Source organism: Ramlibacter sp. (assembly GCF_050250995.1).
Lineage (GTDB): Bacteria > Pseudomonadota > Gammaproteobacteria > Burkholderiales > Burkholderiaceae_C > Ramlibacter.
Window position 1 is genome coordinate 12,967 of sequence record NZ_JBFWNP010000004.1, and the last position, 13,484, is coordinate 26,450.

The following is a 13,484-nucleotide window of genomic DNA, read 5'->3' on the forward strand; positions in this document are numbered from 1 at the left end:
GCACTTTAAGGCCAATGGCCGCTGTCCGTTAGAGTGGCATCACCCGGATCGGGCGGGGTTAATGCGGATCGTCGCGGATTCTCCATTGGCGAGAATCGCGCGACAACACCGGAGGCTTCATGCACTATTTCGTGACCGGCGCGACCGGCTTCATCGGCAAGCGGCTCGTGAAGAAACTGCTCGAACGCAAGGGCGCCGTCGTCCACTTCCTCATTCGCAAGGAGAGCGAGGCCAAGATCGCCCTCCTGCGCGAGTACTGGGGCGCGAGCGCGGCGAAGGCCGTGCCGGTGTACGGCGACCTCACGGCCCGCAAGCTGGGGGTGGCCGCCGAGGACGTGAAGGCGCTCAAGGGCCGGATCGATCATTTCTACCATCTCGCCGCCGTGTACGACCTCGGCGCCGACGAGGAGAGCCAGGTCGCGGTGAACATCGACGGCACGCGCAACACGGTGGAGTTCGCGAAGGCGATCGATGCGGGGCACCTGCACCACGTGTCGTCGATCGCCGCCGCCGGGCTGTACGAAGGCGTGTTCCGCGAGGACATGTTCGACGAAGCGGAGAACTACGAGCACCCCTACTTCCTCACCAAGCACGAGAGCGAGAAGATCGTGCGCAAGGAATCGAAGGTGCCGTGGACGGTCTATCGCCCCGCCATGGTCGTGGGCGACAGCCGGACGGGCGAGATGGACAAGATCGACGGCCCCTACTATTTCTTCAAGCTGATCCAGCGCATGCGGCAGGTCCTGCCGCCGTGGATGCCGGCGGTGGGACTCGAAGGGGGGCGCGTCAACATCGTGCCGGTCGACTACGTGGTCGATGCGCTCGACTTCATCAGCCACAAGCCGGGCATCGAGAAGCGCGCCTTCCACCTCGTCGACCCGACGGGCTATCGCGTGGGCGACGTGCTCGATATCTTCAGCCGCGCGGCCCACGCGCCGCGGATGAACCTGTTCGTCAACGCCGCCCTGCTCGGCTTCATTCCCAGGAGCGTGAAGAAGGGTTTGATGGCGGTGGGTCCGGTGCGCCGCGTGCGCAACGCGGTGATGAAGGACCTGGGGCTGCCCGAGGACATCCTCGCCTTCGTCAACTACCCGACGCGCTTCGACAGCCGAGATTCGCAGGCGATGCTCAAAGGGTCCGGCATCGAAGTGCCGAACCTGAAGGACTACGCGTGGCGCCTGTGGGACTACTGGGAGCGCCACCTCGACCCCGCGCTGCACGTCGACCGCACGCTGCGCGGCACCGTCGGCGGCAAGGTGGTGCTCGTGACCGGCGGCTCCTCGGGCATCGGCCTGGCGGCGGCGCACAAGTTCGCCGAAGCGGGCGCGGTCACGATCATCTGCGGCCGCGATCAGGACAAGCTCGACGAGGCGTGCAAGGAGGCGAAGGCCAAGGGCTACGCGTTCGTCGCCTATCCCGCCGACATCGCCGACATGGCCGATTGCGACCGCTTCGTGCAGCTCCTGGTTGCGAACCATGGCGGCGTCGATTTCCTGATCAACAACGCCGGCCGCTCGATCCGCCGCGCCATCGAGTCGAGCTACGACCGCTTCCACGACTACGAGCGGACGATGCAGCTGAATTATTTCGGCTGCCTGCGCGTCACGATGGGCTTGCTGCCTGCGATGGTCGCAAAGCGCAAGGGCCACGTCGTGAACATCAGCTCCATCGGCGTGCTGACGAATGCGCCGCGATTCTCCGCCTACGTCGCGTCCAAGGCGGCGCTCGATGCGTGGACCCGCTGCGCGTCGAGCGAATTCCAGGACCAGGGCATCACGTTCACGACCATCAACATGCCACTGGTGCGCACACCGATGATCGCGCCGACGAAGATCTACAACAACGTGCCGACGCTCGCGCCCGAGGAGGCGGCCGACATGATCGCGGACGCCTGCATCAACAAGCCGGTCCGCATCGCCACGCGCCTGGGGATCGTGGGCCAGCTGCTGCATGCGCTCGTGCCGCGCGTCGCGCAGATCGCGATGAACACGAGCTTCCGGATGTTCCCGGATTCCTCTGCGGCGAAAGGCGACAAGTCTGCGAAGCCCGCGCTGTCCGCGGAGGCGGTGGCGCTGCAGCAGATGATGCGGGGCATTCACTTCTAGCCGAACGCGAAAGTGACGGGGCGCACATTGGCGATTAAGCCGAAAGTGACTCCCTGCGGTGCCCCTGCGATAATCCGGCCTCGTTCGAAGGGGATTGGATGATTCTCGTGACAGGCGGGGCTGGGTTCATCGGCTCCAATTTCGTTCTCGACTGGGTGGCGCAAACGGGCGAGCCCGTCGTCAACCTCGACAAGCTCACCTACGCGGGCAACCGCGAGAACCTGTCCTCGCTCGACGGCGATGAGCGGCACCTGTTCGTGCGCGGGGACATCGGCGACGGCGATCTCGTGGCGCAACTGCTCGCGCAGCACCAGCCGCGCGCGGTCCTCAACTTCGCGGCCGAGTCGCACGTCGACCGCTCGATCACCGGACCCGAGGCCTTCATCCAGACGAACATGGTCGGAACCTTCCGCCTGCTGGAGGCCGTGCGTCACCACTGGCTGAAGCTCGAAGGCGCGGCTCGGGCCGATTTCCGCTTCCTGCATGTGTCGACCGACGAGGTCTACGGCTCGCTCGATGCCGGCGCCCCGGCCTTCACCGAGCAGCATCGCTACGAACCCAATTCGCCGTACTCCGCGAGCAAGGCCGCGAGCGACCATCTGGTGCGCGCCTACCACCACACGTACGGCCTGCCGGTCCTCACGACCAATTGCTCGAACAATTACGGCCCCTATCACTTTCCCGAGAAGCTGATCCCGCTGATGATCGTCAATGCCCTGGCAGGCCGCAACCTGCCGGTGTACGGCGACGGCATGCAGATCCGCGACTGGCTGTACGTGAAGGACCACTGCAGCGCGATCCGCCGCGTGCTCGAAGCCGGGACGCCGGGCGAGGTCTACAACGTGGGCGGCCACAACGAGAAGCCGAACATCGAGATTGTGCAGACGATCTGCGCGCTCCTCGGCGAGCTGCGACCGAGGGCGGACGGCAAGCCCTACACGGCGCAGATCGCCTACGTGAAGGACCGCCCCGGGCACGACCGCCGGTATGCCATCGACGCCTCGCGCATCGAGCGCGAGCTGGGCTGGAAGCCGGCGGAAACCTTCGAGTCCGGCATTCGCAAGACCGTGACCTGGTATCTCGAAAATGCCGACTGGGTGGAGCGCGTGCAAAGCGGCGCGTACCGCGAATGGGTTGCGGCACAGTACGCATGAAGGCGCGATGAAGATCCTGCTTCTGGGCAAGGACGGGCAGGTCGGCTGGGAGCTCCAGCGCAGCCTGGCCCCCCTGGGAGAGCTGGTCGCGCTCGGCTCGCGCAGCGAGTCGCCCTGCGGCGACCTCGGCAGACTCGACGCCCTGCGGGCGACCGTTGCCGCGATCCGGCCCGCCGTGATCGTCAATGCCGGCGCATACACCGCGGTCGACAAGGCCGAGTCGGAGCCCGAGCGTGCGCACCTCCTGAACGCGCAGGCGCCCGGCGTGCTCGCGGAAGCGGCGCGCGACTGCGGCGCCTTGCTCGTCCACTATTCGACCGACTACGTGTTCGACGGAAGCGGCACGCATCGCTGGAAGGAAGGCGACGCGACCGGCGCGCTGTCCGTCTACGGCCGCACCAAGCTCGAAGGCGAGCGGCTCATCGTGCGCACGCATCCGCGCCACCTCGTGTTCCGCACGAGCTGGGTCTATGCGGCGCGCGGCGGCAATTTCGCGAAGACGATGCTGCGCCTCGCCCGCGAGCGCGACACGCTGACGGTGGTCGACGACCAGTTCGGCGCACCGACCGGAGCGGAGCTGCTGGCCGACGTGACGGCGCATGCCGTGCGCGCCTGCCTGGCCGACCCCGCGCGCTGCGGCCTGTATCACCTCGCCGCCGCCGGCGAGACGAGCTGGCATGGCTACGCGCGCTTCGTGCTCGAGCAGGCGCTCGCGCTCGGCGTCGAACTCCGGGCCGGCCCCGACGCCGTGCGGCCCGTGCCCGCCTCTTCCTTTCCCACGGCCGCGATGCGGCCGTCCAACTCGCGCCTGGATACCTCGAAGCTCCAGGCCGCTTTCGGGCTCGTCCTGCCGCCATGGCAGCAAGGCGTGTCCCGCATGCTGACCGAGGCACTGACATGACGATGACGACGACGCAGAAGACCACGGCTCGTGCGTGGCGGACGAAAGGACGCGCATGACGCAGCGCAAAGGCATCATCCTGGCCGGCGGGTCCGGCACCCGGCTGCACCCGGCCACGCTGGCCATGAGCAAGCAGCTGCTGCCGGTGTACGACAAGCCCATGGTGTACTACCCGCTCACCACGCTCATGCTGGCGGGCATTCGCGACATCCTGGTCATCAGCACGCCGCAGGACACGCCGCGCTTCGAGCAGTTGCTGGGCGACGGATCCCAGTGGGGCCTGAACCTGCACTACGCGGTGCAGCCCAGCCCGGACGGACTGGCGCAGGCCTTCATCATCGGCGACCGTTTCATCGGCGGCTCGCCGAGCGCGCTCGTGCTGGGCGACAACCTGTTCTACGGCCACGACTTCGCGGTGCTGCTCGGCCAGGCCAACCAGCGGGAGCAGGGCGCGACGGTGTTCGCCTACCATGTGCAGGACCCGGAGCGCTACGGCGTGGTGGCATTCGACGAGAAGGGCCGTGCCAGCAGCATCGAGGAAAAGCCCAGGGAGCCCAAGAGCAGCTTCGCGGTCACCGGCCTTTACTTCTACGACAGTCATGTGGTCGAGATCGCGCGATCGGTGAAGCCGAGCGCGCGCGGCGAGCTCGAGATCACCGCGGTCAACCAGGTCTACCTGCAGCAGGGCAATCTCAACGTGCAGATCATGGCGCGCGGCTATGCCTGGCTCGACACCGGCACGCACGACAGCTTGCTGGAGGCGGGCCAGTTCATCGCCACGCTCGAACACCGTCAGGGCCTGAAGATCGCGTGTCCCGAGGAGATCGCCTGGCGCAACGGCTTCATCACGAGCGAACAGCTCGAACGCATCGCGCAGCCCCTGGCCAAGAGCGGCTACGGCCAGTACCTGCTGCGGCTGCTGCACCAGCCCGGATTCGCATGAAGGCGACACGCACGGCGATCCCCGACGTGGTGGTGTTCGAGCCCAAGGTGTGGGGCGACAGCCGCGGCTTCTTCTTCGAAAGCTACACGAAGCGCGTGTTCGACGAGGCCGTGGGCCGCGACGTGTCGTTCATGCAGGACAACCATTCGCGCTCCGTGCGGGGCGTGTTGCGCGGGTTGCACTACCAGATCCGCAGTCCGCAGGGCAAGCTCGTTCGCGTGACCGAGGGCGCGGTGTACGACGTGGCCGTCGACCTCCGGCGGAGCTCGCCCACCTTCGGCAGGTGGGTGGGCGAAGTGTTGAGCGCGGAGAACAAGAAGCAGCTGTGGGTGCCCGAGGGCTTCGGCCACGGCTTCCTGGTGCTGAGCGAGAGCGCCGAGTTCCTCTACAAGACGACCGACTACTACGCGCCCGAGCACGAGCGCTGCGTGATGTGGAACGACCCGCAGCTCGGGATCGACTGGCTCGCGCACGGCTTCGATGGCGAGCCGGCGCTGTCCGCCAAGGACGGCAAGGGCCTGCTCCTGAAGGACGCTGAGGTCTTCGCGTAGCGCGTGCGCGCGCCGTCAGGGCGGCGGGCCGCTGCGCCCCCGCAGGCCGTCGCGCCAAGCCTTCGCGATCCAGCGCAGGCGCTGCGTTCGCTGCGCACCCAGCAGCAGCGAGGCCGCGAGTTTCTTGGCCACCTGCAGGAAGTCGCTCGCGAGCCAGCCCCGGGGAAAGGCCGGCTTCTTCCACAGCAGCAGATGGTTGCGCAGCAGCAGGTAGTTGCGCATCGGCTGATGGATCGACAGCATGCGTCCGCCCATCCGGTAGACGTCGTCGCCGATCCGGTGGCTGAGACTTGCCGCAGTGTCGACGTAGTGCCGCCAACCCCGCGCGCGCGCGCGCACGCACCAATCCATGTCGACGTAGTCGAGAAAAAGGCCTTCGTCGTACTCGCCGACGTCGACAAAGGCATCCGCGGCGATCAGGCAGCCCGACGTGATGAGATGGTCCATTTCCACCGGCCCCGGCGCGGTGCCGGGCGCATGCCGCCGCAGGAAGCGGATCGGACGCAGCAGGCGGCCGGCCAGGCCGGTGCGCGGATCGATCTTCACCGGGCCGACGGCCGCGGCGCGAACGCCCTGCCGGCGCAGCGACGCGAGCGTGCCGCACAGCCGCTCGACCATGTCCGGCGCCGGCATGCTGTCCTGGTCGAAGCTCGCCATCGCGTCGACGCCGGAGGCGAGCGCGAGCCGCCACGCGCAATTCATCGCGCCGCCCGTGCCGAGGTTCGCGGGCATTGCGATGTAGCGCACGTTGTCGTCGACCAGTTGCGACAGTGCGCGGTCCGCGCCGGCCGCGTTGTCCAGCAGCAGGACTTCGTCGACCTGGTCGCGGATTGCGTCGACCAGCGCGCGCACCTGCTCGACCGGCGCGCGCCAGCAGACGACGCAGGCCCAGACCGTTTTCACGCGTCGAGTCCGAGCGCGCGCAGGATCGTTTCGCGCATCGCGAGATAGGTGTAGCGCCGCATCGCGTCGTCGTGCGCGCGCTGCACGAGGGCGTCGTAGTCCTCGAGCGCCGCCAGCGCTTCGCGCACCACCGCTTCCCAGCGGTGCGACTGCGCGAGCCAACCGGTCTCGCCGTGCCGGATCGCGGCGGCGTACACCGTGCTCGGCGAAGCGATGCTCGGCGTGCCCACGGCCGCCGCCTCGAAGTACTTCAACTCGGACTTGCTGTTGGTGAAGGTGTTGAACTGAAGCGGCATGAGGTTGAACTCGACGCTGCCGATCACCCGTTGCAGGTTCACGAAGTCGTGGAAGGGAAAGCGCTTCACCCGCGCGCCGAAGCGCTCCAGTCCGGGGCCGGCTTCGATGTAGCCGACAACCGCGATGCCGAGTCGCGGATCGCTCGCGAGCAGCTCCTCCAGCGCGGGCGCGACGAGCGCGAAGTCGCGGTTGTGCGAGGGCGAGCCGCTGAAGTAACCCAAGTGAATGAGCCCGTCCGCGCCCGGCCGCTGCGAGCGCTTCGCCTCGAGGACCTGCTGCGACACCGCAAGCTGCTCGCGATTCATGAAGTTCGGCACGACCTCCGCCGGCACGCCCGCGAAGTCGCTCATCTTCCGCGCGAGGAATTCATTGGTTGCGATGCCGCCGTCGCACAGCCTGAAGGTCGCGCCGAGCCGGCTCGTGTAGGCGAACCAGTCGTCCCAGACCTGCGGATTCTGGACGTCGAGGTCGAGCGACTTCACGAGCAGGTGCGTGTAGTCGGGGTTGAAGACGAAGTCGTCCACGTCGAACAGCACGCGCCGGCCGAGCCGGCGGAACGCGCCGACGAGCCGCGCGGTGCGGCTGTCGTAACGCGAGCGGCAGATCACCAGCACGTCGGCGAGCCCGGCGATTTCGTCGACTCGTTCGAGGTCCGCGTGGAAGAACCAGGAGGCCGACACATCCGCGCCACCGTCGTGCGCATGCAGCGCCTGGACCATGTTGTAGGCGCGGTAGCGGAACGAGCTGTTGTTCGGCATCTCGTACCAGTACGCCACGCGCCGGCGGCCCTTGGCGAGCGAGCGCAGGCGCTCGGCCAGCGGCGCCTGCCACGGGTCTTCGTAGGGGACGGCCGGGACCGACGCGAGCGAGAACATCAGTCGCGCGGCGGGGCCGCCGTGGCCGCAGTCGTCGCACTCGCCGTGGCCAGGCGACCGATGACCGAGGCGAACGATGCCTTCCAGTCGGTGCCGAGACGGCCCGCGCGGAAATTCGCCTCGCGCGCCGGCGTGTCGAGCGCAAGCCGCGCGCCATCGGCCAGCGCGGCGACGAGCGCTTCGGTGTTCGCGTCGGCGCACAGGATGTTCGCGCTGTAGCCGCCGAGGTCCTGCTTGTTCGCGAAACGGTTGCTCACGACCACCGCGCCGCTCGCCGCGAGGTCGAAGGGCGGATAGCTCGGGTGCGGCGTGTACATGAGGCACAGCGCGAGGTCGGTGCGGCCGGCAAGCGCGGCGTACTGGCCCCAGTCGAGGTTCTCGAGCCGCTGCGGGGTGTAGCGGCCGTCGTCCAGGCGGATCCGCGGGATGTCCTTGCCGACGAACACGATGTCCCAGGTGGCGAGATCGATGACGCCGCGCGCGATGGCGGTCTCGAGAACGTCGAGACCGAGCACGAAGAGGTTGCGCACGTTGTTCGGCCGCGCATAGAAGAACAGCGTGCGCTTGCCCGGCGGGCGGTCGGCCGCGGGGCGGAAGACCGCGGGCGGGAACGAAGGCTCGAACCACATCCCGTTGCGTTCGACGTTGGCGAGGCCCGAGCCGACGAGATGGTCGAACAGCAGCCGCGTGTTGACGACGAAACGCAGGTCGGGATGCGACATGACCTGCGACGCGCGCAGGTGTTCGTCGCCGTGCGGGTAGAACATGCGCTCGTCTTCCTGCAGCAGGTAGACGATGCGCCCGCTCGCCACCGCGCCGAGCGTGGCCGACGTGGTCCACCACGAGGTGGTGATGAACTGCTCGTCCTCGAACGCATCGACCTCGTAGCGCTCGTCGTAGAAGGGCGCGAACGCGAACTCGACCTCGTGGTCGAGCGCGATGCCATAGGCGCCGAGCACGGTCTGCAACCCGCCGGGCTGCGGCTTCTCGGTGCGGGTGAGCAGGCGCAGTCGTTCGCCGCGCGCCCGGGCCAGCAGCGCGGCGAAGATGAGCGAGGTGCCCACGCCGCCGTAGAGGCTGCCTCGGTTGATGCTGTCGGTGACCAGCGTGATCCGCCCGACGTCGGCCCGGGGAATCGTGAAGAGTCGCAGCGGCGCGCACGCCTGCCGGTGCTTGCGGACCAGCTCGCGCGCGTTGACCCAGCCGGCGTCGTCGACCACGATGCCGGGGATCGCGGCGGCCGTCGCGCTCGTGCCCCCGAGCCGCCGGCGCACGCGCCGCATCATCTCGCGCAGCATGCTGCGCGTGCCATGGATGCGCTGGTGGCGCAGCGCCCTCTCGAGTGCGTCGAACATCGTTGGATTCTTGTTAGCCGCCCGGCCGCAGGCGGGCCATGAGCCAGCGCAGCGGCGCCGTCACGCGCCAGCTCGTGCTGCCGCGCAATGCGTTGATTTCGGAGTCGCGCGCGGCGATCGCGGCATGGAGGTGTTCGGCCTGGTGATGCTGGTGTTCGAGCGTCACGGCCTGCTGATGCAGCGTGTCGCGCATTTGCGCGAGCTGCCCGTCGCGCTTCGCGACTTCCTGGGACGATTGCGCGAGCTGCCGCTCCACGTCGTCGAGTGCCCAGGCGCGCTCCATCAGTTTCGCGCCCTGGCCCGCCGACCACGCGGCCTTCCATTTTTCGTAGATGAGCTGCGTTGCCGCGCCCATGGGGCCGGCGTCCGTATGCACGCCGGAACTCTGGTGGATGCGGTAGGCGGCGCTCGCGCCGGGCACGTGCGCGAAGACCGTGTGCCGCGCCGCCTGCAGCCAGAAATCCCAGTCCTCGTAGCGGTCGAGGGCCTCGTCGAAGCGAAGCCCGCGATCGACGAGCGTCTTGCGAAACAGCACGGCGTGGATCGGCGTGAGGTTGCCCGCGAGCTGCCGCACGGAATCGAAGGGCAGGTCGAGCACCTGGCCCAGCGGCTTGCCGCTCTCGTCGGCGAGGAACACGCCGGTGTACGCGGCGTGGACCTGTGGCTGCGCCTGAAGCACCGCAACGAGGCGCGAGAGGTGATCGGGCAGCAGCCAGTCGTCGTCGTCGAGGAAGAGCAGGTAGTCGCCCGAGGCGAGGGTGAGCGCGCGATTCGCGGTCTGGCTGCGAGCGAGCGGCATGTCCGTCGGCACGAGGCGCATCGCGAACGGCCCGCAGCGTTCCGGCAGCGTCTGGTGGCCGGGGTTCGCCGCGATGACGAGGACTTCGACGGACGGATACGACTGCACCGCAATCGAATCGAGCGTCCCTTGCAGCGTCGCGCGGTCGATGCTGCGCACGAGGACCGACACGAGCGGCTGGGTCGCGGCGGCCACCGACATCGCGGCCGTCACCGGATGCGAAGCGAGCAGCATCGGCAGCTGCTGGCGCAACTGCGCGGCATCGAGCAGCAGGTAGGCCTCGGCGGCAACAACCTCCGGTGGCAGCGTGTACGTGCGGTAGCGGTTCAGGGCGAAGACATGGCCCGCGTAGTCCTGGCGCGCCTGCTGCGACGCGAAGCACGCGGCGGCCGCCTGCTTCTTCGCGAGGTGCGGCGTGATGTCCAGCAGGAGGTTCGGCCGCAGGGGCGCGCCGATCTCGTAGAACGCGATGCGCGCGCCGGTCGCCTGCGCGGCAAGCACGGCGGCCTGAGCGGCCTGGCGGTGGTCGGGATGGATCTCCCACGGCGACGGGGCGTAGATCAGGTCGGCGCCGCTGGTGCGGATATGTTCCGCGATGCGTCGAACGAGCTCGTCGTCGGCGCGCAGTTGACGGTCGGGTATGCCCCAGAACGAGGGTTCGGCGCTGCCCAGCACCTTCGCGGCGGCGCGGCTTTCGGCCTGGCGCTCGGCCACATCGCCGTACGCCGCGCCGTCGGTCAGCACGACCACGTCGACCGGCGTGCCTTCGGCCCCATGCGCGGCGATCGCGCCGCCGCAGCCGAAGGCTTCGTCGTCGGGATGCGGGGCCAGCACGAGCACGCGCCGCGCCGAGATGCCCGCGACCGCCTGGTAGGGGACGAGTTCGTTTTCCAAGGCGCTCAATGATAGCGGGCGAGCAGCGTGGCGATGAGCGCGTACAGGGAGAGCGCGCCAAAGGCCGCGGGCAGCCCGTACGTCGCCCATCGGCGCGGCCGGTCGTGTGGCGCGGCCGCGAATGCATAGGCCACCGCGAGGGCGGGCACGATGAAATAGCGGCCCTGCACGCCTTCGACGGTCGCCGCGGGATGCGGCGTCCAGGTCACGAGCAGGGCGAAGAAGGCGAGCAGCACGCTCGCGACCGCCGCGCCGGCGAGCAGCAGTCGCTCGGGCGCGGCCCGGCGCAGCGACACGCCGGCGAGCGAGGCCCCGGCGCACAGGGCGAGGCCGATCCACAGCGCGACGTAGAACCCGGGCCGCATGATCGTGTCGAGCCAGCCCAGGATGCCGATGAACGACTGGCTGTAGAAAGTCGACAGTTTCTCGTCGGTGAACGATGCGGCGACCACCCGGAAGAAGTCGAGCGGATGGCGCGCATAGTGCAGCAGCAGCTCGGTCGTTCCATGGTCGCGCTTGATCCGCGCATCGACCGTGTGCGCGAGCGCGTAGAGCGTCCAGGCGAGCGAGGCGGCCGCCACGGCGAGGCCCAGCCAGAGGTCCCGGCGCGTGCGGAAGCGCCAGTACAGCACGAAAGGCAGCACGAGCAGCGGCGTGAGATGCACGCGCGTCGTCGCGAGCAGGAAAAGACTGGCGGCGAGCGCCCAGGCGTGCCACGCGGGCGCATCGCCATCGCCGAGGCTGCGCCGCATGAAAAGCGCGAGTGCAAGCGCCGCCGCGCTCGTGGTGATGCCGTCGATCGTCGGCAGGACGAGCTGGAACAGCGTCATCGGCAGCAGCAGCAGCGCCGCGGCCAGGGGCGGCGGCCGCTGCACGCGCATCGCGAGCGCCAGCAGCGCCAGGCCCGCGACGATGCACAGCGCCCGCGTAAGCCGGTAGGTGTGGGCCACGCTCAGGTCGAGCGCCTGCCCGATGCCGAAGGCGAGCGCATGCGGCGTGTACACGGCCGGGAAATAGTAGCCGGCGCCGGGGATCGAGAAGAAATGTTCCTTCCCTTGCCAGGTCTGCGACTTCGCGAAGGCCTCGTCGGCGGGCGTGAGCCGCTTCGTCTTCTCGCCCACGATGTGCAGCAGATAGGGCCGCACGAAGTACAGGATGCCCTCGTCGAAGCGGCTGCCGGTGCTCTCGCCCGGCGGCGTCTCGAGCGCGACGCGCCCCTTCGACAGCGCATAGCCCCGGAAGATGTGGCTGTGCTCGTCGGGCGACTGAAGCGGCGGTATGAGTGCGCTGAGCGCGATGGCGCCCAGCAGCACGGCCAGCCACGCCGCAAGTGCGCGCGCGAACCTCATTCGAGGCCCGACACCCACACGCCCGCGGAGATGATGGCGGCGCCCGCGAAGGTCTGCCAGCGCAGCGGCTCGCCCAGGCCGAAGTACGCGAGCACCGGCACGAAGAAGAACGCGAGCGCGGCGAACGGGTACGCGACCGACAGGGGCACCTGCCGCAGCAGCGCGATCCAGAGCGCCGTGGCGCCGGCGTACACGACGAGGGCAAGGAACAGGTGCTTGTTGAGCAGCCACTCGTGCCACGCGCCGCCCGGGCGCATGCCGCCGGCGGCAAGCTTGAAGAGCATCTGGCCGACCGACAGCGCGGCCACGGTCAGCACGAGCAGCAGCAGGTTCAGCCTCGTCATGCGTTCGCGCCCTCGCGTTCCGGCAGGTCGGGGTGGATGGGCCGGCGCGGCACGTTCGCCACGTCGAAGCCCACGAAGGCCAGCAGCATCTGCAGGCCCACGAGCAGGGGCAGGGCCGACAGCATGATCGTGCCGAAGGGGGTGAGCGTGCCGACGCTGGCCGAGCGCCACCAGTGCCAGCCGCCGAAGACGAGGCCGAAGGCGAAGAGCGCCGCGCCGAACACGAGCTCGAGCGAGGCCACGGTCATGTCGCGCAGAAAGTAGTTGTACGCGATGCGCTTGAAGAAGTTGCGCGCGTGCTTCACGAAGAACTCGCCCACGATGCGTCCGATGCGCAGGTTGCTCTTCTCGTCGCCGTAGGCCGCGGCCATGGGCACGTCGACGACGACCGCGCGGATGATGTTGAGCCGGAACAGCATGTCGGTCTCGAAGAAGTAGCGGCGGCTCACCTTGCCCATGGGCAGGTGCCGCGCCACCCTTGCATGGAGGGCGGTGTAGCCGTTGGTGGTGTCGAAGAGGTTCCAGTAGCCCGTGGAGAGCTTGGCCATGAATGACAGGATGGCGTTGCCCACGAGCCGCACGGCGGGCATCTGGCCGATGTGCGTGAGGTCGTAGAAGCGGTTGCCCTTGGTGTAGTCGGCCTGGCCGTTGACGATCGGCCGCACGAAGCGCGGGATGAGCGCCGGGTCCATCTGCCCGTCGCCGTCGACCTTCACGAGGATGTCGCAGCCGTCGGCCATCGCCGCCGCGTAGCCGGCCATCACCGCGCCGCCCACGCCGAGGTTCTCGGCGTTGCGCAGCACGGTCACGCGCGGGTCGCGGCAGTTCGCCTGCACGTGTGCGCCGCTGGCTTCCGGGCAGGCGTCGTCCACCACGTAGATGCGGTCGACTTCCTCGCCCATGCGCGCGAGGACGCCGAGGATCTGCGCCTTGACGCGGTAACAGGGAATAATGGCGGCGATCTTGCTACGCATCGGGCTCGTGTCGTTGCGCGGCATTGTAAGGAACCCATCT

The 13,484-nt window shown here is 68.6% G+C and carries 12 protein-coding genes; 5 read left to right on the forward strand and 7 right to left on the reverse strand.

Translation table 11 applies throughout. The features are described 5' to 3' along the window. Positions 1–119 precede the first annotated feature (119 nt). The 5 genes from AB7E83_RS05435 to rfbC all read left to right on the forward strand — a co-directional run bounded on the left by AB7E83_RS05435 (position 120) and on the right by rfbC (position 5,654). On the forward strand, positions 120–2,105 hold the full coding sequence (locus tag AB7E83_RS05435; RefSeq protein WP_428566209.1) for an SDR family oxidoreductase: 1,986 nt from the start codon (positions 120–122) through the stop codon (positions 2,103–2,105). 98 nt (positions 2,106–2,203) lie between these two features. Then, entirely contained in the window at positions 2,204–3,259 is a 1,056-nt protein-coding gene (gene rfbB, locus AB7E83_RS05440) for a dTDP-glucose 4,6-dehydratase (protein WP_428566212.1), read from the forward strand. Positions 3,260–3,266: 7 nt separating this feature from the next. Then, positions 3,267–4,160 carry a dTDP-4-dehydrorhamnose reductase gene (gene rfbD, locus AB7E83_RS05445; protein WP_428566215.1) on the forward strand — a complete coding sequence of 298 codons (894 nt, stop codon included), beginning with the start codon at positions 3,267–3,269 and terminating at the stop codon, positions 4,158–4,160. Between the two features lie 55 nt (positions 4,161–4,215). Continuing rightward, positions 4,216–5,103 carry a glucose-1-phosphate thymidylyltransferase RfbA gene (gene rfbA / locus AB7E83_RS05450; RefSeq protein ID WP_428566218.1) on the forward strand — a complete coding sequence of 296 codons (888 nt, stop codon included), beginning with the start codon at positions 4,216–4,218 and terminating at the stop codon, positions 5,101–5,103. Then, positions 5,100–5,654, forward strand: a complete 555-nt coding sequence (gene rfbC, locus AB7E83_RS05455) for a dTDP-4-dehydrorhamnose 3,5-epimerase (protein ID WP_428566221.1) — start codon at positions 5,100–5,102, stop codon at positions 5,652–5,654. Before rfbA ends, rfbC begins: the two co-directional genes overlap by 4 nt. Positions 5,655–5,669: 15 nt before the next feature. On the opposite strand, the gene AB7E83_RS05460 is transcribed toward rfbC, so the two are convergent. Genes AB7E83_RS05460 through AB7E83_RS05490 form a run of 7 tightly spaced genes read right to left on the reverse strand, consistent with a single transcriptional unit; the run spans position 5,670 to position 13,444 of the window. Further along, a complete protein-coding gene (locus tag AB7E83_RS05460) occupies positions 5,670–6,557 on the reverse strand; it encodes a glycosyltransferase family 2 protein (RefSeq protein WP_428566224.1) in 888 nt (295 codons plus the stop codon). Next, positions 6,554–7,729 (reverse strand): glycosyltransferase, encoded by a 1,176-nt coding sequence (locus AB7E83_RS05465; protein ID WP_428566226.1) that lies wholly within the window; start codon positions 7,727–7,729, stop codon positions 6,554–6,556. Before AB7E83_RS05465 ends, AB7E83_RS05460 begins: the two co-directional genes overlap by 4 nt. Then, complete coding sequence (locus tag AB7E83_RS05470; protein WP_428566228.1) at positions 7,729–9,084, reverse strand: hypothetical protein; 1,356 nt, start codon at positions 9,082–9,084, stop codon at positions 7,729–7,731. The genes AB7E83_RS05465 and AB7E83_RS05470 overlap by 1 nt, the downstream gene beginning before the upstream one ends. 13 nt (positions 9,085–9,097) lie before the next feature. Further along, entirely contained in the window at positions 9,098–10,777 is a 1,680-nt protein-coding gene (locus AB7E83_RS05475) for a PIG-L family deacetylase (RefSeq protein ID WP_428566230.1), read from the reverse strand. Between the two features lie 5 nt (positions 10,778–10,782). Further along, complete coding sequence (locus tag AB7E83_RS05480; RefSeq protein WP_428566232.1) at positions 10,783–12,126, reverse strand: DUF2142 domain-containing protein; 1,344 nt, start codon at positions 12,124–12,126, stop codon at positions 10,783–10,785. Continuing rightward, on the reverse strand, positions 12,123–12,470 hold the full coding sequence (locus tag AB7E83_RS05485; RefSeq protein ID WP_428566234.1) for an EamA family transporter: 348 nt from the start codon (positions 12,468–12,470) through the stop codon (positions 12,123–12,125). The genes AB7E83_RS05480 and AB7E83_RS05485 overlap by 4 nt, the downstream gene beginning before the upstream one ends. Beyond that, complete coding sequence (locus tag AB7E83_RS05490; protein ID WP_428566237.1) at positions 12,467–13,444, reverse strand: glycosyltransferase family 2 protein; 978 nt, start codon at positions 13,442–13,444, stop codon at positions 12,467–12,469. The genes AB7E83_RS05485 and AB7E83_RS05490 overlap by 4 nt, the downstream gene beginning before the upstream one ends. Positions 13,445–13,484 lie beyond the last annotated feature (40 nt).

Coding starts and splice junctions, on each gene's coding strand:
- AB7E83_RS05435 (WP_428566209.1), top strand. CDS start 120: ATGCACTATTTCGTGACCGGCGCGACCGGCTTCATCGGCAAGCGGCTC.
- rfbB (WP_428566212.1), top strand. CDS start 2,204: ATGATTCTCGTGACAGGCGGGGCTGGGTTCATCGGCTCCAATTTCGTT.
- rfbD (WP_428566215.1), top strand. CDS start 3,267: ATGAAGATCCTGCTTCTGGGCAAGGACGGGCAGGTCGGCTGGGAGCTC.
- rfbA (WP_428566218.1), top strand. CDS start 4,216: ATGACGCAGCGCAAAGGCATCATCCTGGCCGGCGGGTCCGGCACCCGG.
- rfbC (WP_428566221.1), top strand. CDS start 5,100: ATGAAGGCGACACGCACGGCGATCCCCGACGTGGTGGTGTTCGAGCCC.
- AB7E83_RS05465 (WP_428566226.1), bottom strand. CDS start 7,729: ATGTTCTCGCTCGCGTCGGTCCCGGCCGTCCCCTACGAAGACCCGTGG.
- AB7E83_RS05470 (WP_428566228.1), bottom strand. CDS start 9,084: ATGTTCGACGCACTCGAGAGGGCGCTGCGCCACCAGCGCATCCATGGC.
- AB7E83_RS05480 (WP_428566232.1), bottom strand. CDS start 12,126: ATGAGGTTCGCGCGCGCACTTGCGGCGTGGCTGGCCGTGCTGCTGGGC.
- AB7E83_RS05485 (WP_428566234.1), bottom strand. CDS start 12,470: ATGACGAGGCTGAACCTGCTGCTGCTCGTGCTGACCGTGGCCGCGCTG.
- AB7E83_RS05490 (WP_428566237.1), bottom strand. CDS start 13,444: ATGCGTAGCAAGATCGCCGCCATTATTCCCTGTTACCGCGTCAAGGCG.